The 20,422-nt window shown below is 61.2% G+C and carries 19 protein-coding genes; 13 read left to right on the top strand and 6 right to left on the bottom strand.

Going from position 1 to position 20,422, the window contains the following annotated elements; all coding sequences use genetic code 11:
* Positions 1-12 precede the first annotated feature (12 nt).
* The 5 genes from OCGS_RS00875 to OCGS_RS00855 form a co-directional block, all read right to left on the bottom strand.
* On the bottom strand, positions 13-903 hold the full coding sequence (locus OCGS_RS00875; protein ID WP_007425321.1) for an ATP-binding protein: 891 nt from the start codon (positions 901-903) through the stop codon (positions 13-15).
* A complete protein-coding gene (locus OCGS_RS00870; protein ID WP_007425320.1) occupies positions 900-1,388 on the bottom strand; it encodes a hypothetical protein in 489 nt (162 codons plus the stop codon). The genes OCGS_RS00875 and OCGS_RS00870 overlap by 4 nt, the downstream gene beginning before the upstream one ends.
* 26 nt (positions 1,389-1,414) lie before the next feature.
* Positions 1,415-1,780 (bottom strand): hypothetical protein, encoded by a 366-nt coding sequence (locus OCGS_RS00865; RefSeq protein WP_040610235.1) that lies wholly within the window; start codon positions 1,778-1,780, stop codon positions 1,415-1,417.
* Positions 1,777-1,983 carry a helix-turn-helix transcriptional regulator gene (locus OCGS_RS00860; RefSeq protein ID WP_007425318.1) on the bottom strand — a complete coding sequence of 69 codons (207 nt, stop codon included), beginning with the start codon at positions 1,981-1,983 and terminating at the stop codon, positions 1,777-1,779. Before OCGS_RS00860 ends, OCGS_RS00865 begins: the two co-directional genes overlap by 4 nt.
* A 212-nt stretch (positions 1,984-2,195) precedes the next feature.
* Complete coding sequence (locus OCGS_RS00855; RefSeq protein ID WP_040610234.1) at positions 2,196-2,879, bottom strand: hypothetical protein; 684 nt, start codon at positions 2,877-2,879, stop codon at positions 2,196-2,198.
* A gap of 109 nt (positions 2,880-2,988) precedes the next feature.
* Between OCGS_RS00855 and OCGS_RS00850 the strand changes: the two genes are divergently transcribed.
* From OCGS_RS00850 to OCGS_RS00795, 12 genes are all read left to right on the top strand, one after another.
* Positions 2,989-3,666, top strand: coding sequence for an XRE family transcriptional regulator (locus OCGS_RS00850; RefSeq protein WP_007425316.1), 678 nt, complete (start codon positions 2,989-2,991; stop codon positions 3,664-3,666).
* A 19-nt stretch (positions 3,667-3,685) separates the two neighbouring features.
* Entirely contained in the window at positions 3,686-4,300 is a 615-nt protein-coding gene (locus tag OCGS_RS00845; RefSeq protein ID WP_238538199.1) for a hypothetical protein, read from the top strand.
* 254 nt (positions 4,301-4,554) lie between these two features.
* Positions 4,555-5,637 carry an AAA family ATPase gene (locus OCGS_RS00840; protein ID WP_083848162.1) on the top strand — a complete coding sequence of 361 codons (1,083 nt, stop codon included), beginning with the start codon at positions 4,555-4,557 and terminating at the stop codon, positions 5,635-5,637.
* Positions 5,638-5,946: 309 nt separating this feature from the next.
* Positions 5,947-7,977: a S8 family peptidase gene (locus OCGS_RS14675; protein WP_007425314.1), complete on the top strand. Its 2,031-nt coding sequence runs from the start codon at positions 5,947-5,949 to the stop codon at positions 7,975-7,977.
* 131 nt (positions 7,978-8,108) lie between these two features.
* Positions 8,109-8,327, top strand: a complete 219-nt coding sequence (locus OCGS_RS00830) for a hypothetical protein (protein ID WP_040610233.1) — start codon at positions 8,109-8,111, stop codon at positions 8,325-8,327.
* Positions 8,324-8,824 carry a DUF2924 domain-containing protein gene (locus OCGS_RS00825; RefSeq protein ID WP_007425313.1) on the top strand — a complete coding sequence of 167 codons (501 nt, stop codon included), beginning with the start codon at positions 8,324-8,326 and terminating at the stop codon, positions 8,822-8,824. The genes OCGS_RS00830 and OCGS_RS00825 overlap by 4 nt, the downstream gene beginning before the upstream one ends.
* Complete coding sequence (locus OCGS_RS00820; protein ID WP_007425312.1) at positions 8,821-10,143, top strand: recombinase family protein; 1,323 nt, start codon at positions 8,821-8,823, stop codon at positions 10,141-10,143. The genes OCGS_RS00825 and OCGS_RS00820 overlap by 4 nt, the downstream gene beginning before the upstream one ends.
* A complete protein-coding gene (locus OCGS_RS00815) occupies positions 10,143-10,529 on the top strand; it encodes a hypothetical protein (protein ID WP_007425311.1) in 387 nt (128 codons plus the stop codon). Before OCGS_RS00820 ends, OCGS_RS00815 begins: the two co-directional genes overlap by 1 nt.
* Before the next feature lie 100 nt (positions 10,530-10,629).
* A complete protein-coding gene (locus OCGS_RS00810; RefSeq protein ID WP_007425310.1) occupies positions 10,630-12,468 on the top strand; it encodes a DEAD/DEAH box helicase in 1,839 nt (612 codons plus the stop codon).
* 730 nt (positions 12,469-13,198) lie between these two features.
* Positions 13,199-14,530 carry a hypothetical protein gene (locus OCGS_RS14910; protein WP_156800924.1) on the top strand — a complete coding sequence of 444 codons (1,332 nt, stop codon included), beginning with the start codon at positions 13,199-13,201 and terminating at the stop codon, positions 14,528-14,530.
* A gap of 113 nt (positions 14,531-14,643) precedes the next feature.
* Positions 14,644-16,581, top strand: coding sequence for a DNA methyltransferase (locus OCGS_RS00800; RefSeq protein ID WP_007425308.1), 1,938 nt, complete (start codon positions 14,644-14,646; stop codon positions 16,579-16,581).
* On the top strand, positions 16,578-19,202 hold the full coding sequence (locus OCGS_RS00795) for a DEAD/DEAH box helicase family protein (RefSeq protein ID WP_007425307.1): 2,625 nt from the start codon (positions 16,578-16,580) through the stop codon (positions 19,200-19,202). Before OCGS_RS00800 ends, OCGS_RS00795 begins: the two co-directional genes overlap by 4 nt.
* Positions 19,203-19,294: 92 nt before the next feature.
* Here the strand turns inward: OCGS_RS00795 and OCGS_RS00790 are convergent, their stop codons facing one another.
* Positions 19,295-19,537, bottom strand: a complete 243-nt coding sequence (locus tag OCGS_RS00790) for a helix-turn-helix domain-containing protein (RefSeq protein ID WP_040610243.1) — start codon at positions 19,535-19,537, stop codon at positions 19,295-19,297.
* Between the two features lie 137 nt (positions 19,538-19,674).
* Between OCGS_RS00790 and OCGS_RS00785 the strand changes: the two genes are divergently transcribed.
* Positions 19,675-20,403, top strand: coding sequence for a hypothetical protein (locus OCGS_RS00785; protein WP_040610231.1), 729 nt, complete (start codon positions 19,675-19,677; stop codon positions 20,401-20,403).
* Positions 20,404-20,422 lie beyond the last annotated feature (19 nt).

Raw genomic sequence — 20,422 nt, 5'->3', positions numbered from 1 at the left:
GCTCGGGTCCTTTCAGTTGGTGGGATAGGAATGGGTGTCGGTCGCCGTCGGACCGGGCGGCGGGGGCAGCTGCGGCGGCGAATAGGTCAGCCGCCGTTCCGCAGGGATCAGCGGGCCGCGGACCTTCTCCATCAGCCGGCCGAAATGGGGCTCTTCGACCAGGTCGAGACGGCCGGAGCGGTCCTTGGCCGGGTAGCCCCACGGGTTCAGCGTCTGGCAGACGAAAGCGCGCTGGGGCCGGTTCTGCTCGTCCGGCAGGCTGGCCATGGTGATGACCTGATCGACGATGCCGGGCAGCTCGAGCCCGGTCTTCGAGCCGTCGATCTGCGGGACGAAGACCTTGCGATTGAAGTCGTCGAGCTTCTCGTCGAGGATCCCGACGAACCAGACGTTCTTGCCGCGCGTGTGCTGGAGGTGGGTCAGCCAGCCGATCATCTCGCGCCCGTGCAGTCCGTAGGCGCCGCGCACGTCCGGCTTGCCGGTCTTCTCCGAATGCGCCTCCGGCTGACCGCGGCACCACTGGAAGCAGAGCCGCCCGGCAACGGTGATCGAGTCGATGAAGACGGTGTCGTATTTGGCGAGGACGCGCGGATCGCCGAACCGGCCGCACACCTCGTCGAAATGCGCCTGGCTGTAGGGCTGTTCGGGCCGGAGCGCCGGGTTCGGGCCGCCGATGAAAACCGCGAAGTCCCGACACTCCTTCCAGGTGCGCGGCCGGACCACGTCGATGTGGAGCCCCTCGATGGCGAGGTCGCCCGCCTCGAGGTCGAAGAACAGCGTGGTCGAGGCTTCCAGCGTCCAAAGCAGGCTGGTCTTGCCGATCCCGGAGGGACCGAAGATCACGCCCTTGACGCCCCGCGTCTCGGCCAGTCGCTGATCGGCCGTGATGATGGGGAGGTTCACGCGCGGTCCTCCTGCGGCAGGATCGAAATTTTCAGCGCGCCAGTCTTCACCGTGCGAGCGGGCTCGAAGCCTTGGCGGATCGCCTCGGGCCAGGCGACATAGGCGCGCTCGGGCACCTTGAAGCTGATCTCGACATATTCGGACGGATAGTCGCCCGCGGCACGGATGCGCTCGACCATGGCGACGAGCCGGGTCTGGTCCCATTCGACGCGCTTGGGCAGATCGGCGACCACGGTGAAATCGCCATCGGCGAGGCGCACCGTGCCGGTGTCCTTGCCGCAGGCGCGGCGAGCCTCGGCGGCGCGGGTGGCGTAGCGGACCTCGAGCGCGGTGGAAAAGCGCGCGGTGACGGCCTTCATCTGCTTGGCGGCGGCGTCGATCTCGCGCTGCATGGCGGCCAGAAGCTCGACCGGAAGCTGGGCGATCTCGCCCGCCGGCAGGTTGATCAGCTCGTCGATGGAGGGGGTGTTTTCAGGGAACGGCATGGGGATCTCCGTGATGGGGGATAGGGTCAGGCGGCCTCGAGGAGGCGCATCGAAAGGGCGGCGCCGGCGGGGCCGGGCTTCGGCCGGGCGACGGCGATGTAGGCGAAGTGGTCGGGGCCGAGCCGGGCCTGCACGAGGTGGACGAGCCGCTGCTCGGCGGCGCGCAAGGCGGCGGCCGCTACACCGCGCAGGGTGCGCTGGCGCTCGGGCGTGAGGTTCGAGACGGCACCGGTGGCGTCGACGGCGAGGAACCCGCGGTGATAGACCAGCGCCTCGCCCGGGGCGGCCTGCGCGATCCAGGCGGAAAGCCCCACCTCGTCGAGCGCGGGACCGGCGGCGCCGAAGATCGACACGACGCGGCTGCCGTGGATGGTGGACGGGCGCTCCATCATGCCGCCCCCCGCGCGCTGTCGGCGGTATGCGTGAGCTGGTCCTTCTCGAAGGCGAGGATGTCCTCGAGCCGGTAGACCACCCGGCCGCCGAGTTTCATGTAGGCGGGGCCTTCCCCGGCCCATCGCCAGCGCTCGAGCGTGCGGTGCGAGATTGTCCAGCGCCGCGCGAGCTCCTTCTGTGTGAGGCAGGTCTTCTGCTGCATCGTCGTCTCCCGATGTCGTTTGTCGGGAGCACGATGCGAAATCCCGCGAGGGGATGTCGTCAGGATTGGAGTGGGATTCGGAGGGGGATTGTCAGGAGCTTTTCAATCCAAGGAAGAACGGCTCTGTGGGGGATCGTCATCCCCCTCTCATCCCCCGGCGCATCCCCCAGGGGGAAGCGGGAGGGCGCGCGAACGGGAGAGTTGGCGCGAGATCAGAGCCCGAGCAGGCGATAGGCGCCGCGGCCGTCCGACTCGATCAGGAGGCGCCAGTTCTTCTTCGACTTGAAGACGTCGGACATCTTGAGGCTGCGCGAGCCCGCCGCGGCGAGGATCGCCTTTCCGCTTTGCCAGGGCTCGCCGCGGCCAGCGGCCTCGTGCAACGCACGCACGACCTGCGCCTGGATTGCGCCCAGCCGGAAGTGCTGTCCGTTGCAGCCGACGTCCTGGTAGTCGGTCGAGGTATGGAACGCGCCGGGTCGTGGTCCCGCAGCCGCTCCGGCAAATCTCGTCTCGGCCTCAAACCGGTCACGCTCGTCCCTCCTTAGGAAAAGATCGCGCTGCCGCACTGTGATCAGCTCTCGCTCCCCGGTCAGGCAGGCATAGTCGGCCTTGTGCGAGCGGAAGCGGCTGAGCTTCACCTCGCCATGCCGGAACAGCTGGAAGACGTCATGGGCGTGGAGATCCAGGAGCCCGTTGAACGGGCCGCGCTCGAAGGGCACGGAGAATCGCTCCCCCTCTGGTGTCTCCTCGTAGTCGCCGAACTCGACGGCCAGGTTGAACACCCGAATCGACAGCCGCAGCTGGTCGTTCTCTGCGAGGTAGACGAGGTCCGCCTCTGACATGGACCAGCGCTCGAGGATCTCCGGCAGGGTGAAATACGACTTCTCGATCTCCATCCGGACCCCCGACTCCCATGTGCGATTGTTTAGGTTTTGTTCTAATCGCTTGACGGGTCCGCATCAATCCTGTTTTATCCTATTTCATCCACATACCCTTGGGGAAAACATGACCGAGCAGCACACCCTGGCCGACCGCCTGCGGGCCCGCGCCCATCAGCTCGGCCTGACGCCTGCCCATGTCGCCGAGATGGCCGGCGTGAACCGCTCCTTCGTCTATGACATCCTGCGCGGCCGCTCCGCGCGTCCCGGCATCGACCGGCTGGCCGAGGTCGCGCGCGTGCTGAAGGTAGACCGCGACTGGCTGATCCACGGCATCGGCGAGGTCGAGGGCACGCCCCCCTTCGTGGACAATCCTGACGATGCCTTCGTCGCCATCGCCCACGCCACCCCTCGCCCCGCGATGGGCGGCGGCGCGGTGGTAACCGAGGACGGCGACACGCCCGGCCGTGTTTATCACTTCCGCCAGTCGTGGATCCGCCACAAGCTTAAGGCCAGCCCGTCGCAGCTGCGCATCATGCACGTCGAGGGCGACAGCATGGCGCCGACGCTCGTGAGCGGCGACGCGGTGCTGGTCGACATGACCCGTCGCGCGCCCAACCCACCCGGCATCTTCGTGCTGGACGACGGGATGGGGCTGGTCGCCAAGCGGCTGGAGCACATCCCGAACAGCGACCCGCCCGCGGTGCGCGTCATCTCCGACAACAAGCACTACCCCGAATATGAAAGAACGGCCGACGAGATCCACATCGTCGGCCGCATCCGTTGGTTCGCGCGGGAGATCTGAGGTGATCGCGCTTCGGGAGATGGACGATTCCGATCCGGCGCTGGCGTTCTCGCCGCTAGTGCGTGGTGTCGAGAAGACCTTCGCCTGGATCGGCGAACACGGCGGCATCCCCCTGACGCCGTCCAAGGCGTTCAAGCGGGTGTTCGTGCACTGGGCCGCGGCGGAGTTCGACTGGCCCGGCCACACCGAGGCGGATCTCTTCGCGGTCAACAAGGTGCTGAACGAGCCCGACTTCGCCCCGCTCATGGTGCTGCACGACCTGATGATCGCGATGAAGCTCGGACGCCACTACAAGGGCGAGTTCCGCCTGACCAAGGCTGGCCAGGCGCTGGCGGGCCATCCCGGCCGAGTTTTCGGCACGGTCGTCCCGTTCTTCCTGTTCCGGATCAACCACGCCAGCATGTCGCGGTTCGACGACGCGCTGATCCTCGGCAATTGGGACGTGTTCCTGAACGTGCTGAACGTCGAAACCGAAGACGGCACCACCGGCGGGCACCTCCGCCGCGTGCTCTTCGGAGAACCCGGAGATGGGGCCGTTGCCGCGCTACGACGAGGTGATGGGCCAGCTCTACATCCAGGTGCTGCGCCCGCTCTGCTGGGCGGGGCTGCTACAGCAGGGACGCGGCACGGCTAGCTATCGCTTCGAGGAGGCCGTGTTCATGAAGACACCGTTGTGGCGGGCGACGCTGCGGCTGGAGACAGATGGGGTAGCTCATGGGGCGACGCGGCATTGATCGCCCGAGGCGGCGTTGAGTCTCCTCGGCAACGTGACAGAAAAACTCAGGTCGCAGGACCGGTTTCGCTGGCGCATCAGCCAGCGACATTGCTAAACAATGGAGAAAGGCGCGGTAGTTTAGGCTGCGCCGAGAAAGTCGTAAAGGCTCGAAAATGGCGTCGGCACAGCAACTTATCGGGCTTGTAAAGAGCCACGCGGAGGGGGACGAAGAGCGTTTCTTCGATCTCGCGATGCAGCTTGCCGCCGCGGAAGAGCAGCGTGGGCACACTCGACTGGCGGAACAGCTGCGCCAGTGGGCGGAGGCATCGCGCGTTCCAAAGACCAGTGTTACTGCAAAGCTGACACCGCTGGCCGCGCCGCGCGGCGATCTCGCCGGCATCCTGGGTGCACGATATCCGACAACCACTCTCAGCGATCTGATCTTACCAGACCACCTCTCCGACGAATTGCGCCAGATCGTTGTCGAGACTCGGAAACGTGACCTTCTGGAGGAAAAGGGCCTGCATCCACGCCGACGCCTTCTTTTTTCCGGTCCGCCTGGGACAGGAAAAACCCTGAGCGCCGAGGCATTGGCCGGAGAGCTAAAATTCCCGTTGTTCACGGTGCTTCTGCACGGACTCATAACCAAATTCAAGGGTGAGACTGCGCAGAAACTGCGCCTGATCTTTGATGCCATCCGCACAACGCGCGGTGTCTATCTGTTCGATGAGATTGATGCGCTGGCGGCTTCCCGTGGAAACGAAAACGACGTTGGCGAAGCTAGGCGAATTCTGAACTCGTTTCTGCAGTTCCTCGATGAAGATACTGGCCCTTCGATTGTTGTCGCCACCACCAATATTCCTGAAATTCTCGATAGGGCAATCCTTCGGCGTTTCGAACTGGTGCTGCCCTATGAGCTGCCCTCAAGGGAAGCCGTCCAGAAGGCGATGCGGCGGCGCCTGATCGGCTTCAACGTCGATGATGTGGACTGGGACGCTGTATCTAGGGTTGCGGAAGGCCTTTCGACGGCAGATGTTGTTGCTGCGGGCGAAGATGCGGGAAGACGCGCTGTCTTGTCCTCGACAGACCGAATTCTGACGGACACGCTGATCGCTTCGATGGAACGCAGGCGTTCGTTACAGGGACTTGGAACATTGCCGAATGGAACGAAATCGCCCTCATCTGATCGTAAACAACCTCGGACAGGCGGTCGCGTTTCAGGCCAAGGGCGGAGGTCAGCCAAGGCGACCGAGTGACGTACCGAACCGCCGCGCACATGCGCAGGCGCTCCTCCGAGCGATTGACGAGATCGGCAATTTGGCCGCGCAGGACCGCCCCGGTGTCTACCTCGAGATCCAAGCGAGGCCGAACGAACCCTTTGTGACGAAGAGCCTGGATGCCAGCGGCCTCCGTCTTCTAAAGGTTTCTACCGACCCCGAGAATGAAGCAGCTCCGGCCCGTGCAACCGTTTCGCGTCGCCAACCGGCGTAAGCAGTCTGCGGAAGAAGGTCCAGGCCTTCCAAGACGAGAACACGAAGAAGGGTAGGCCAAAAAACGCGGATTTCGTGCAAAGCATCTCGGCCATCGTCGAAGCAGGACTGCGCGCCCTCTGGCGGAGCCCGCATGCGAGATTTCCCGCTCAGGGCCCGGTCCATCCCTGGGAGATATGGTTAGAAAGAAACGAAGCCGACCAATTTCTTGAGCGGGCAAACGCTCTCGGGATCCGTTTCGAGGCCGATCGTCTGCAGTTCCCCGAGGACGTTGTCGTCATCGGTTATGGCACCCACGACCAGATCGCCGAGGCTGTTCGCCATTATGGAACAGTGAAAGCTCTCGCCGCGCCCACGGTCCTATCCGACTTTTTCGAAGGAATGCCGCCTGAAGAACAGGCTGAGTGGGCGCGAGCGATGGAGGATCTATTGCAGCCCCCCGACGCTGCGGATCCGCGATGCATCACGCTCCTCGATAGCGGCATCGGGCTGAATCATCCCTTGATTCGACCTTTCCTTGACCCGGCCGACCGCCACGCAGCGGAACCGGGCTGGAGTCTAGACGACAGCCGTGGGCACGGCACACAGTTGGCGGGCCTTTCGCTCTACGGAGACCTGCTGCCAGTGATCCAAAGCAACATGCCGGTTCATGTCAGGCATCGGCTCGAGTCTGCCAAGATCATCCCTGATGCTGGCCAGAACCCTCACCATCTGCTGGGAGCCGTAGTGCTCAATGCTGTCAACGCGGTCGAGGCAAATGCCGAGCGCGGCCGAACGTTTTCGATGGCCAGCACGACCGACGAAGACACACCTCATGACGGCGCACCGACTTCATGGTCGAGCGAAATCGATCAGCTGACAGCTGGCGTGTCGGGCAATCAGAATCGACAGCGGCTATTCGTGCTTTCCGCAGGCAACACTGACCAGAACCGCTTCCAGGGAGGTGAATACCTTTCGGTTTGCGACGACCCCGACCACGAGATTGAATCTCCGGCACAGGCTTGGAACTCTATCTGTGTCGGCGCCTACACCGAAAAGGTGAGGATGCCTGCTGGCCTGCCCGGGCAGGCCGTTGCTATTGCAGGCGATCTGGCACCTTCGTCGCGCACCGCAAGCTGGTCGAAACACTGGCCGATCAAGCCCGACATCGTGATGGAGGGCGGAAACTGGGTTCAAGATCACCTTCCGCCGCCATTGAGTCACCCGGCGCTCTCGCTGCTTACCACGGACCATCAATACCCACTGCGGTCGCTTACGACGACTGCTGACACAAGCGCCGCGACGGCGCTGGCAGCCAAAGCGATCACCGAGCTTTGGGAAGACTACCCACACCTGTGGCCGGAAACGATCCGGGCGATTTTCGTCTCGTCTGCGCGATGGACGCGGCAGATGGAGGCGCACCTTCCGGCAAATCCTTCAAAGGGCGACTTCGTACGACTGTTTCAGAGATACGGCTACGGCGTGCCCGATCAGGCGCGCGCAAGGCGTAGCGCCGAAAATGCTCTGTCCCTCATCGTTCAAGACACGATCACTCCGTACCGGCCAAGCGCCACCGCTGGAGCCGAGCCCGTCCACAACCAGATGAAATTTTTCCAGCTGCCTTGGCCAAGAGAGGCGCTCCGGCAGCTGGGTGCGACGGAGGTCACTCTTCGCGTGGCACTCAGCACTTTTGTCGAACCCAATCCTTCGGAAGCGGCTCGCGGCTCGAAATTCCGCTATGCCTCCCATAATCTGCGGTTCAAGCTGAACCGAGCCAACGAGAACCGGGCGCAATTCCAGGCACGGATAAACAAGCTGGCCGATGACTCGGATGCCGATCCGGTAGCCGACAATGACGGCTGGATCTTCGGTCGCAACTGGCGTGACGTGGGTTCCCTGCACATCGATGAGCTTCGTTGTCCTGCCTCGGATCTCGCACAGCGAAATCTCCTCGCCGTCCAACCAGTGGCGGGATGGTGGAAATCCAAGTCGGTTCAGAACGTCGACCGGAAGGCGGCGCGCTTTGCACTTGTCGTTGAATTGGATGCCGGTGACGTTGAGGCTGACCTTTACACCGAAGTAGAAACGGCGATCGCGAACCTGAATGTTGCCCAGATTGGCGTCTGACGTCATGTCGTCGTTGGATACCATAAGCTACGCGTGAGCACGCGGGCATACGACAACCCCTTGTTTTAACTTGAAATCCATCGCCACGCGCGGTGAACACGGAGCAAACCGCCTCAGGAGGTTCGCTCCCCATGCAAGACGACATCGCCTTCGCGCCACCCGCCGAGACGCTCACGACCGATGAGCGGCTGGCGGAACTGGCCGCCATCCTCGCCAGCACCGTCGCGCGCACCAACCCACGGGAAATGAACGAAAATTCTCCGCTCGACGGAGACAGTTCGCTGGACATTCTCGCCCTCAGACGCCGTCGTCGGAGACAGGTGCAAAACCGAGTTGGAGACGACGCATGAAGAAAAACGCAAGGAAATCAGGCGCAAAGGCTACGCTCACCGGCCAGGCGGCGGAGGTTGACGTCCTGGCCGAACTGGCGGCGCTGAAGGCGATGACGGTGCCCGAATTGCAGAGCAAGTGGCGGGTGATGTTCGGCGAGCACGCCCCCAACGCCAGTCGTGGGAACCTGGAGCTGCGTATCGGCTATCGCATTCAGGAACTGGCCCATGGCGGCATCAAGCCCGCCACACGCCGCACGCTGGATGCGCTGGCGGCAGAGGTCGCCACGGGCGCGCCGGGCCCGCTGATCGCGGATCCCCGCCGCCCGATCCCCGGCACCAAGCTGGTGCGCGAATGGCAGGGCGAGGAGCAGGTCGTCACGGTGCTGACCGAAGGCTTTGAATGGCAGGGGCGGCGCTTCAAGTCGCTCTCGGCCGCAGTGCGGGCGATCACCGGCAGTCACTGGAACGGGTGGAAGTTCTTCGGGCTGGCCCATGGCGCGGAGGCCCGCTCATGAGCCGCGCAAAGCTCGAACCCGTCCGCCGCCTGCGCTGCGCCATCTATACACGCAAGTCGAGCGAGGAAGGGCTCGACATGGAGTTCAACAGCCTCGACGCCCAACGGGAAGCCTGCGAGGCCTACATCGCCTCGCAGCGCGCCGAGGGCTGGGTGGCGCTGCGGGACCGCTATGACGACGGTGGCTTTTCCGGCGGGACGCTGGACCGGCCCGCGCTGACGCAGCTGATCGCCGACATCGAGGCCGGGCTGATCGACGTGGTCGTGGTCTACAAGATCGACCGCCTGAGCCGCGCGCTGATGGACTTCTCGAAGCTGGTCGAGATCTTCGACCGCCACGGCGTCACCTTTGTCTCGGTCACCCAGTCCTTCAACACCACGACGTCCATGGGCCGCCTGACGCTGAACATCCTGCTCAGCTTCGCCCAGTTCGAACGCGAGGTGATCGGCGAGCGCATCCGCGACAAGTTTGCGGCCTCGCGCCGGAAGGGCATGTGGATGGGCGGGCCGGTTCCGCTCGGATATGTGGTGAAGGACCGCAAGCTGGTGATCGAGCCAGTCGAGGCCGAGCAGGTCCGCACGATCTTCCGCCTCTACGCCCGCTCCAGTTCCACCGCGCAGGTGCTAAAGGAATTGCACGCACGCGGGATCCGCACCAAGCGCGGCGCAGTGTTCGACCGGGGCTACCTGCTGAAGTTCCTGCACAACAAGGTCTATCTCGGCCTCGCGGTGCACAAGGACGAGGTCTATCTCGGTGAGCACAAGGCGATCATCGACCAGAAGCTGTGGGACGAGGTCCACGCCGTCATCGCCAACAACCGCGTCGCCCGCGGGGCGGTGGCGCGCGCGGCGCAGCCAGCGCTCCTGCGCGGGCTGATCTTCACCGAGACGGGTGCGGCCATGACGCCCCACCACACCAAGCGGAAAGGAAAGCGCTACTGCTACTACACCTCGATGGACGTGATCCGGAAGCGCCCGGCGGCTGAGCTACGGGGGCCGCAGCGGCTGCCGGGTGCCATGGTCGAGGATGCAGTCATCGGCGAAATCCGCCGGATGCTGCGCACGCCGGAGGTGGCGGCGCGCACCGCGCGAGCGGTGCGGAAGGACCGCCCCGATCTCGATGAGACCACCGTTCTCGCCGCGCTGGCGCAGTTCGACGACCTGTGGAAGGCGCTCATCCCGGCCGAGCAGGCGCGAATCGTCCAGCTGCTGGTCGCGCGCATCACGGTAAGCGAGGCGGGCCTTGCCATCGACCTGCGTCACGAAGGCCTCGGAGCCATCGCCGCGCTGATGGCTCCGCCGAAGAAGGAGGTCGCCTGATGCCCCAGCCCGAGACCCTGCGCATCGTCATCCCGCTCGAACTCCGCCGCCGCGGCGGCCGCCCCCGCATTCTGCCGCCGAAGCATGTCGAGGCCGCCATGGACCACGGGCAGGATCCGCACCTCCTGCGCGCCATTGGCCGGGCATGGGGCTGGCGGCAGCGGCTGGAACGCGGCGACGTTGCCACGCTCAGCGATCTGGCCGGCGACGAGGGCCTGTCCGATCGCTACGTCAGCCGTCTGATGCGCCTCGCATGGCTCGCGCCTGACGTCCTCGAGCGGTTGGTCGTCCACCGAGAGCCCTCGACGATCAGCATCTACGACCTGTGCTTCGTCGCGTCTCTGCCGTGGGAAGAGCAGCCGGGACGGGTGTTTGATCCTGACTGAACTCTCTGTCGATCAGATCCTGGAAAGAACGCAGATACCGTTTTTCTTTTGATTGCGGTGACTTGCGATCCCGCACTATCCTGCCGTCAGGAAGGGGCTCGTGCTGCCCCTTTGGTTCCAGGTCGGGATATTGATGGCTATCACTGCGGACAAGATTCTGTCTGCTCTTGAGGACGAGCGAACAGCGGCGCAGCGCGGGCTGCCGTTCAAGGTCTTGTCGTCACGGCGGCAAGCAAATCTTGTCGTTCTTGCCGTCGAACCCATGCGCGATGGACGTTCGAGTGCTGCGCTTGATGAAAGTCTCGAGGGTTCGCGCGCAGTTTGGTACGGTGAGGCCGGCGGCAGGGGGGAGGTCGTTGTTGTCGACCCCGACAAAGGCGAGTTTGCCCTTCGCTTCGTCCAGGGCCCACTCCCGGACGCGGATGAACGCGTCACACTTTATCCCCAGGACTTCATCACGCCACTCATTGAATTATGGCAGCGGGAGCGAACCAGGAAGAAAGCTGCTGCGGCTCTACGCCGGAGTGAGAAAGAGCCCGCAGCGGAAACGAAGGCGCTTCCCGCGGGTTTTTCTATGCTCCGCGTTCGGCAGGTGCAGGCTGTCTCACTGCCGTTGAACCGCGTGGGATTGCTTCATGGGCCGCCCGGCACTGGCAAGACGTTCACGATTGGCTGCATGATAGCGTATTTGCTAACCCGGTTCACGAACGCGAAGATTCTCGTCAGCGGCCCAACAAACACGGCAGTCGATTCGGCGCTGATTGCCGCGGATGACTGGTTAACTCGAATTGGTCGTAACGATCTCCGACAGTCCATGAAGCGGATAGGCTCCCGTTTCGACACGCAAAAATTCCGCGGTCGTGATCATTTGCTCGCGAAGGGCATCTATGAGGCGTCTCTGGAAATCAGCATGCTGGAGCTCGAGGAGCCGTCGAAGAGCGACATCGAGCGCTACGTCGCCTGGAAAGAGAAATTGGAGGCTGCGCGAGCCAAGCTGAAGACGGATGTCGCGCACATCTCAGCTCCTTCGCGCGTGGTCGCGATCACGACCAACTCCCTATTCCGCCACTTCGACAGCATCGCGAACCCCGGCGTTGGGGCGTGGCATTTCACAATCGCTGATGAAGCCAGTCAGATCATGTTGCCGGCGGCTCTGATGGTCGCCAGCATCGCGAAATGCGCCACGTTTGCTGGAGACCCGCAACAGCTTGCTCCAATCGTCCAAAGCGACGATCTGTCAACGCAAGCGATCCTCGGCAAGACAGCGTTTGACGTCTTCAAGGATGCTCCCAGCGTCTTCCTCAATGAGCAATCGCGGATGTGCCAAGGCGTCTGCGATATCGTTTCGCACACATTCTACGGTGGCGAGCTCATTGTATGCCGAAAAGCCGCTCGAGATCCGGAATGGAAGCGAGCTCGTTCTCCATGGTATCTCGATGGTCGAGAGATACCGCGTGTACTCATAGACGACCGTGCAGGCGACGCGACCTGGTCGAAGAAGTACAATGGCAAGATCCGTTTCGCATCCGCCGAAATCATCGCCGCCTTGGTCCACGAGCTGCTCGGATCCTACGTTGAAGCAGACGACATCCTGATCCTTACACCGTTCCGCGCTCAGCGCGCGCTCATCAGGTCGATGCTTGGACGCCAGGGGCAGAAGGAAGTTCGTGTCAGTACAGTCCACCGAGCACAGGGTAGCGAGCGAAAGATCGTGATATTCGATCCCGTCGATGCTGGGAGCCCGTTTCTGAACAGCGAGACCGGTCGTCGGCTCATCAACGTTGCCGCGTCCCGTGCTCAAGCGCACCTCATCATCCTCGCTGGTGAAGCCGATCTTCGGAACCCGTTCCTTTTCGCCATATCTGATCGCGCACGACGCCTTTGGGATCGGAACGGTGAGTACGCAAACCCGCTTCGAGTTCGCCTCCGGCAAGCTTAGAGCACCGTCACCGCTACGCGCCATTCGGCCAGCGCACCCAGCGGCTGCGCCTCTCGCCTGTTGCGGCTCTGTTCCCCTTGAAGGCGATGGACGCAAGGCCCGAAGTTTTGGCGGGGTTGAAGCTCAGGCCATTGGAAAGGCGTGGAAAAATCCGACCGAACCGAATTTCGCGAGGTTCGCCCGAACAGAGACGGAGAGCCATTCAGAGCCCGGCACGGGCCTGGCGCGCAGCCTCGGAGGTTCGCATGGGGGAGGCAAAGCCCTTTGAAAACACGACTATTTCCGCGCCGCTATGGGCGCCTGTCCGTGTTCGCAACAGCGGTGATGGCGGAGAGACAGGGACAATCCACCATTTTCGTAAGTCGTTGACTTAACTGGACATCCAAGCGCGAAGGTTGCTCTGGTGTCTCACTTGACGCCCCACTTATGGTCCGCAAGTGCCGTTTCTGTCAACCGCTGGGTGTCGCTCAGGTGGCCTTCCCATCGTCCTATAGGTGGCCCGAATGCCGCCTTGGCTTTCCCTTCGTCCAATAGTGGCGGCGGGTCACGACGCGGCGGTTCTTGTCCTGTACAGGTGGTGCGGGTGCCGACAGTTGACGCTTCTTCTGTCCTATGGTGAGGCCGGGTTGCGAGCCGGGGCGTATCCCTGCCTGCATGGGTGGGGTATGGGGGAAGTTGGTCCGTGGCGATGTATAGATTGGGCCACGAAAAAATGTCCCGAGATTTTGCGATGACTGATGAGCCGAAACATCCCTTTGCCCTCAAGGCAGCAGCTTTAGCCGCGAAGCTGCCCAGCCAACTTGGGGATCAGTCGTGGGCGTTTGAACCCTATCTTGTGGCATCCAACCCCGATGCACAAAACCTTATCGACTTGCTCATGGATGACGTATGCGCAGAATGGGCTGCGTCTTTCCCGCACCGCAAACCGAGCCGAGTTACTGAACAGAAGTTTATCGACTGCGGCAGTGCAATCCTTGCAAACCTGATGCGCACAAAGTGCAACAAGTGGCCAACGACAATAGGTATGTATCGCGGTCAAGGCGCTTTGGACCGTGAAAGGCGATACCGGCCAAGATACATGACCGCTGATCGGTTCGTACTAGTGCAGGACTGGCTTGTCAAAGCTGGCCTTATCGAGATGGTCAAGCGCGGCTTTAATCTTCCCGGCCACAGTCAGACTAGCCGTTTTGCATTAACCGAAAAAGGCGAAAGCGAACTGCAAGTTGAGGATTGGACCTTTGCCGACTTCAAAGTGGACCGGGGCAGAGAGACCATCCGATTGAAGAATATGGAAGACCGGCTTTGCGGATACGATGACACACTCGGGACAGTGGCGATGCGGGCGCGTCTGGCCGAGATCAACGCAAAGCTGGAGGTGTCCGAGATCAATACAACGCAGCCGCTAACGATCCACGACAAGAAACCCGACTACAAAGGCCGGAAGGTGAGGCTGCATCGGGTCTTCAATCGGGACAGCTTCGACCACGGAGGCCGGTTCTATGGCGGGTGGTGGCAAAACATCAAGAAACATGCGCGGCCCAAGATCACGATAGACGGGCAGCATACCATCGAAGCGGACTTCCGGGGCTTCAACCCGGCGGTGCTGTTGGCCGAGGCGGGCCAGCCCATACCGGATGACCCTTATTCTCCCATAGTGGGGGCGAATGCGCCCGGTGATCTACGGAACCATGCCAAGGCCACTCTTGCGGCCTTGCTGAACGCCAAGACAGGCGCTACCGAAGAACCCCGCAACTTCGACAGCGCCCGGTGGGGCATGACGGCAGAGGGCTTTCGCGCCAAGGTGCTGGACGCCTTCCCGATGGTTCCTGCCATGCTGGGCACCGACAAGGGCCTGACCCTGCAACGGCTGGAAAGCGACATTGCAGAGGCGATCATGCTGCACTTTGTAAGGCAAGGTCATGCGATCCTGCCCATCCATGACGCCTTCATCGTGCAGGCCCATCTGGAACGGGAACTGGTGCAGGTGATGAAGGACACCTTCAAGGCCCGCCTTGGGCAGGTTCCCACTGTCAAAGTCACCCGGTCCTACGCCCTGCGCTGACCTGCCCCTAATTAACCCAATGTTCCCATTACCGGGGCAAATAAGGGACCGCTGGATTTCCCCTGTCCCGTCAGGCACAAAGGGAAAAAAGACGAACACGGGGGCGACCATCCATGCAGAACCTTCTCGATGACCTGACGGCGCTTCTCCAAGCCGAACAGGCGTTCATCTCGGACGGGGCAATCCTCAAGAACGCGGTGATCGAGGCGGCGTTGAATATGGATGCGCGGCTGTTGGAACTGTTGATGCAGTCCGACACGATCAAGGCGCATTTCTTCACCGAGGTGGCGGGCGCGCTGGTCTTCGACAAGGTGAAGTTTCAGGACTTCGTGTCCAACAAAGCCTTCCTGCCCGACAGCTACACTGCCTTCAAGAACCGCATCGGCCTGACTGATGGGCGCGGCGATTACCTGAGCCAGTCGCGCGACGTGGTGCTGGCGTGGCCCTACAAGGATTGCGTGCTGGAAGGCGGCATGACGAAAGAGGACCGGGGCCGGAACGAGGTCTTCTGGAACACGACGCTGGCCCCGGACGACATCACGCGGCTGTTTGAGCCCAAGGTGCTGACCGGCTGGGAACGCTGGGACGGCGAGGCTGTGGCAGAGGGCAAGTCCAAGCCCGTAGGCGAGGTGTCAGAGGACGACAACCTGCTTATCAAGGGCAACAACCTGCTGGCGCTGCATTCCCTGAAAGCGCGCTACGCGGGCAAGGTGAAGCTGATCTACATCGACCCGCCCTATAACACCGGCAATGACGGGTTCCGGTACAATGACCGCTTCAATCACTCGGCTTGGCTGACCTTCTTCAAGGGGCGACTTGAAATCGCAAAGTCGCTGCTAACCCGCGATGGTGCTATCTTCGTCACACTGGATGATACGGAAGTACACTACGCGAAAGTGATGATGGATGAGGTCTTCGGACGTGAAAAGTTTGTTGCACATATTGCATGGCAAAAGAGAACTTCACCCGACGACCGTGTTATCCTTGGCAACTCACATGACAACATTCTTGTCTTTGCCCGTGAGCAAGGCACAACCAAGCGGTCGAACGGCACTTTTAAGACGATCTTTGAGGAAAGCGCCAATCGCTTGCCCATGACAGACAAGCAACGCGCGGAATATAAAAACCCAGACAATGACCCGAAAGGCCCTTGGGTTCATAGAGACTTCACTGCCCAGAACCAAAAGAAAAATGGCAAGTGGGGCCGTGAAAATCAGATGTACTGGATCACTTCGCCGTCTGGCGACCGGTTCTATCCGCCAGAAGGTTATTGCTGGAAAGTAACGGAGGATGAATACCGCATCCTTGAGAAAGAGAAGCGCCTTTGGTTCGGTAAGGATGGAAGCAATCAACCGAGACGCAAGAAATACCTCAAGGACGAAAACGGTATTCAGTCATCGACTTGGTGGGCACATCAAGACGCAGGGACAAACGAACAGGCAAAGAAGGAGCTAAATGCAATCGTCGGTTCCGACGAAGCGTCTGACTTCACGCCAAAGCCTGAGCGACTGTTACAGCGCATTGTCCACATTGCCACCAATCCCGGTGACATCGTTTTGGACTTCTATTCCGGTTCAGGGACGACAGCCGCAGTTGCGCACAAGATGGGCCGTCGCTGGATCGCCGTTGAACAGATGGATTACATTCTTGAGTTGCCCGCATCACGCCTCAAGAAAGTCATCGAAGGTGAACAGGGCGGCATTTCCAAAGCCGTCGAGTGGCAAGGTGGCGGATCGTTTGTCTATGCCGAACTCGCGGCTTCCAACTCGGCTTTTGCCGACCGGATCGAAGCGGCCCCGGACATGGCCGCGCTGCAAACCATCCATGCCGACATCCAAGCCACCGGCTATCTGCGCTATGACGTGGACCTGAGCGCCTTCGACACCGACGACCTCGCAACGCTTCCACTGGATGACGCCAAGCGCGTGCTGATGGACTGCCTCGATGCCAACCACCTCTATGTCAATCTCGGCTCACTTGGCGATGCGGACTTCGACATTTCGGACGAAGACGCCCGCGCCACCCGCTCTTTCTATGGGCTGGACAGATGAGCCAGACGCTTAGCCAAGAGTTTGACGCGCTGGCCAAGTATGGCGCGCTGAAAGCGGACCTGCCCGACGACATCACCGGCAACCTTGCACCACAGATCACCCTGCGCCCCTATCAACACACGGCGCTTGAACGCTGGCTGTTCTACATCGACAAGTATGAGGCGCGGCCCAAGGCCCCGCACCTGCTGTTCCATATGGCCACGGGCAGCGGCAAGACGGTGCTGATGGCGGTGCTGATCCTGGACTTGTACCGGCGCGGCTATCGCAACTTCCTGTTCTTCGTGAACTCTGCTCAGATCATTGAGAAGACCAAGGAAAACTTCCTCAACCCCGCATCGGCCAAACACCTGTTCGCGCCCACGGTGCGCATTGACGACAAACCCGTGGACATCCGCGCGGTGGACACCTTCGACGCGGTGTCAGGCGATGCGATCAACATCCACTTCACCACCATACAAGGGCTGCACACCCGGATGCAGAACCCGAAAGAGAATGCCGTCACCATCGAGGATTTCCGCGACTACAAGGTGGTGATGGTCTCGGACGAGGCGCACCACCTGAACGCCGAGACCAAGAAGACGCTGACGGAAGGCGAGAAGGCAGAGAAGGCCAGTTGGGAAGGCACTGTTTCCGAGATTTTCCGCCAGCACCCCGAGAACATGCTGTTGGAGTTTACCGCGACCGTGGACCTGAGCCATGAGGCGATCCGGGCGAAGTATGCCGACAAGATACTCTACGACTATTCGCTTCGGCAGTTTCGCGAAGACGGCTATTCCAAAGACATCGAGTTGCGGCAGGCCGATTTGCCGCCTGAGGCCCGGATGATGCAGGCGATGGTTCTGAGCCAGTACCGCCGCAAGGTGGCCGAGGCGCATGGGCTGCAGTGCAAGCCCGTGATCCTGATGAAGTCCAAGACGATCAAGGAAAGCGCCGACAACGAAGCCGCGTTTACTGCGATGGTGGCCGGGCTGACCGGCGAGGCGCTGGACGCGCTCAGGGCGGCCTCTGAGGGCGATGAGACGCTTTCGCGGGTCTTTGCCTTCATCATGGATGAAAGGGCCATGAGCGGCGCGGATTTCGCCCGTGAGCTACAGGGCGATTTTGCCCCCGAGAAGGTGGTGAACGTCAACAACCCCAAGGATTTGGAAAACAGACAGATTGAGTTGAACGCCTTGGAGGACCGGGACAACGAGATACGGGTGATCTTTGCCGTCGATAAGCTGAACGAAGGCTGGGACGTTCTGAACCTGTTCGACATTGTACGCCTGTACGACACCCGCGACGGCAAGGCCAACAAGGTGGGCAAGACCACGATGGCCGAGGCGCAGTTGATCGGGCGCGGAGCGCGGTACTTCCCCTTCATGGCCCCGGACCAGCCCGACGCGGCGCGGGAAAAGCGCAAGTACGACAGCGCCGTGGACACGCCCCTGCGCATCTTGGAGGAACTGCACTACCACTGTTCCCACAATCCCAAGTACATCCAAGACATTCGCAACGCCCTGCGCGAAACAGGGATGCTCGATGACACTGCCCGGACGGTGCGCTTGCGGCTCAAGGACAGCTTCAAGCAGACTGACCTCTATGAGCGGGATCATGTCTGGGTGAATGATCGGGTGCGCAACCCGCGCGACGGTGTGGCAGGGCTGGACGCCTACAAGATCGAAGGCCCCTTCACCTATCCCAACCTGATGACAGGCCGCGTGACACAAGCCTCAGCCTTTGGCGGTGGGCAGTTGACGCTGAAACCGTCAAGCAAGGAACCCGTGTCTCGCGACTTCAAGCTGGCCGACTTCGGCAGGGCCATTCTGGGCTTTGCGATGGATGCCAATGACTTCTTCCACTTCGCCAACTTGCGGACCTATTTCCCGCAACTCGCCAGCGCCTCGCAGTTTGTCACCTCTGACACCTATCTTGGCGGCGTGACAGTGAGTGTGCGCGGCTTGCCCGATGACTTGGACAACCTGACCGCGCGGCAAAAACTGGACATCGCGCAATACGTCCTGCACCAGATCGAAAGCGGCGTGAAACGCGAAAGTGTCGAGTTTATCGGCACCAAGGACTTCAAGCCCTATCCCATCAAGGACCGCTTCACCGACAAGGTGCTGAAACTGCGCATCGAAGGCGAGACCGGGCTAAGCTGGACCGAAAGCAACGTGCCGGGGCTGGACCAGATCGACCTGAGCGGCAAGGACTGGCACGCCTATGACGACAGCTATGGCACCGATCAGGAAAAGCACTTCATCAAGTACATGCACGATCAGGAAGCCCGGTTGCGCGGTTTATATGACGACTTCTACCTGCTTCGGAACGAGAAGGCGGTGAAGCTGTACGACTTCGACACAGGACGCGCCTTTGAACCCGACTTCGTTCTGTTTCTGAGGAAGAAGGGCGAGCAAGCCAGCACGATCTTGCAGCTATTCATCGAACCCAAGGGCGACCAGTTGCGCCCGCAAGACGACTGGAAGCAGGACTTCCTTGCGCAAGTGAAAGCCAAGGCCAGACTTGAAACGGTATTCCAAGGGCGGGACTATACCGTTCTGGGGCTGCCCTTCTTCAATGAGACGGGGCAGACCAATACTGACTTCAAAGCCGCATTCGAGACTGAGGTGCTGGACGCATAGCCCGGTTCCACCTGTCTAAGTCTGCGGGATTGGCGGGCCTATAAATGGTTTCTCCCTATTACTGGGGCAAATAAGCTGGGACCGTGGCGGGCTCAGTCCGACATCCTCGCCAGCCTGCCCACGATCTCGGTTGGATCAAAGCCCAGCACCTCGCTCAGCTTGACCAGTTCCACCACATCAACGCGGCGTTGACCGCTTTCCAGCCGCGCGATGAAGGACTGATAGACCTTCATCCGCTCCGCAAGTTCCACCTGCTTCAAGCCTGCCTCTCCGCGCTTCTCGATGAGGTAGCGGACAAGAGCATCATGCCTATGATCTCCAAGAGTTTTAGGCATGAACGCCCCATGCTGTTGCACTGGGCGCATTGACTATATCTCAAAAGTAGGTATCTAAAATCTGGATATTGAGCGTCCTTGCTGTCCAGTTTAGGGCTGTGCCGGGGCGCATGTCAGTCTCACCGTCGGAGCGCCCCATGAGCCTCAACAACAAGTCACCAGACCACCACATCGCCTACGGTGCTGCGACCGAAGGTGTTGCGGCTGCAAGTGCCAGCCTTGGCGTGATCGGGCGCTATTGGTGGAACCTGCAAATGCAACTCTTGCTCGCCACTGGCACCATGCGGTTATTCCGGGCGTATTGGTGGCTGTTTCTCGTTGCCGGTTTCTTGCTCTTGGCTTTCGTTATGCCCTTGGGTGTTGCTTTCGTGGTGAGCGCCTTTTGCGCGGGCGCAATGAACCCGAGAGCGGAAGACAACTTCATTGTTCCGCTCCGGCACGAAGATAACGCGCCTATGGGTGAGCCTGCTGCAAATGAACCCAATGAAGCGCCTCAGTCTGAAGATTTGGAGCATGTTCAAGATGCGGCTGCTATTCACCATCTTGGGTATCTCAACGCAATGAAGCGCGAAGTGGACGACAAAGAGTTTGCAGCCGCCGCGCTTGGCGCATTCGACGGAACGCTGCAAGCATGTCGCCTTCGGCTGTCTGATCTTGATATGCACACCAACGGCGCGGCATTTATCCTCGCCCAACTGACTAACCTTGAACGCATTGACATTGACAGGGTTGATCCTGACTGGATTGCTGAAGTTACCGACGAAGCGATGACTTCCAGTGCGCTTGAAGCGATCCGCGACGAAGCAGGCCGTTTTGCCTATATGGCGGAAGGGGCCATGCGGTTTGGCCCCACTCCTTCGTCCTGATCCTTTGCATGTGATTTAT

The organism is Oceaniovalibus guishaninsula JLT2003 (assembly GCF_000299575.1).
GTDB lineage: Bacteria > Pseudomonadota > Alphaproteobacteria > Rhodobacterales > Rhodobacteraceae > Palleronia > Palleronia guishaninsula.
Note: the sequence above shows the minus strand (reverse complement) of the source record. Positions and strands in the feature narration are given on the sequence as shown.

Bases quoted from the DNA above. Each gene is read 5' to 3' on its own strand.
- OCGS_RS00870 (WP_007425320.1), bottom strand. From the start codon at position 1,388: ATGCCGTTCCCTGAAAACACCCCCTCCATCGACGAGCTGATCAACCTG.
- OCGS_RS00865 (WP_040610235.1), bottom strand. From the start codon at position 1,780: ATGATGGAGCGCCCGTCCACCATCCACGGCAGCCGCGTCGTGTCGATC.
- OCGS_RS00860 (WP_007425318.1), bottom strand. From the start codon at position 1,983: ATGCAGCAGAAGACCTGCCTCACACAGAAGGAGCTCGCGCGGCGCTGG.
- OCGS_RS00855 (WP_040610234.1), bottom strand. From the start codon at position 2,879: ATGGAGATCGAGAAGTCGTATTTCACCCTGCCGGAGATCCTCGAGCGC.
- OCGS_RS00850 (WP_007425316.1), top strand. From the start codon at position 2,989: ATGACCGAGCAGCACACCCTGGCCGACCGCCTGCGGGCCCGCGCCCAT.
- OCGS_RS00845 (WP_238538199.1), top strand. From the start codon at position 3,686: ATGGACGATTCCGATCCGGCGCTGGCGTTCTCGCCGCTAGTGCGTGGT.
- OCGS_RS00840 (WP_083848162.1), top strand. From the start codon at position 4,555: ATGGCGTCGGCACAGCAACTTATCGGGCTTGTAAAGAGCCACGCGGAG.
- OCGS_RS00830 (WP_040610233.1), top strand. From the start codon at position 8,109: ATGCAAGACGACATCGCCTTCGCGCCACCCGCCGAGACGCTCACGACC.
- OCGS_RS00825 (WP_007425313.1), top strand. From the start codon at position 8,324: ATGAAGAAAAACGCAAGGAAATCAGGCGCAAAGGCTACGCTCACCGGC.
- OCGS_RS00820 (WP_007425312.1), top strand. From the start codon at position 8,821: ATGAGCCGCGCAAAGCTCGAACCCGTCCGCCGCCTGCGCTGCGCCATC.
- OCGS_RS00815 (WP_007425311.1), top strand. From the start codon at position 10,143: ATGCCCCAGCCCGAGACCCTGCGCATCGTCATCCCGCTCGAACTCCGC.
- OCGS_RS14910 (WP_156800924.1), top strand. From the start codon at position 13,199: ATGACTGATGAGCCGAAACATCCCTTTGCCCTCAAGGCAGCAGCTTTA.
- OCGS_RS00800 (WP_007425308.1), top strand. From the start codon at position 14,644: ATGCAGAACCTTCTCGATGACCTGACGGCGCTTCTCCAAGCCGAACAG.
- OCGS_RS00795 (WP_007425307.1), top strand. From the start codon at position 16,578: ATGAGCCAGACGCTTAGCCAAGAGTTTGACGCGCTGGCCAAGTATGGC.
- OCGS_RS00790 (WP_040610243.1), bottom strand. From the start codon at position 19,537: ATGCCTAAAACTCTTGGAGATCATAGGCATGATGCTCTTGTCCGCTAC.
- OCGS_RS00785 (WP_040610231.1), top strand. From the start codon at position 19,675: ATGAGCCTCAACAACAAGTCACCAGACCACCACATCGCCTACGGTGCT.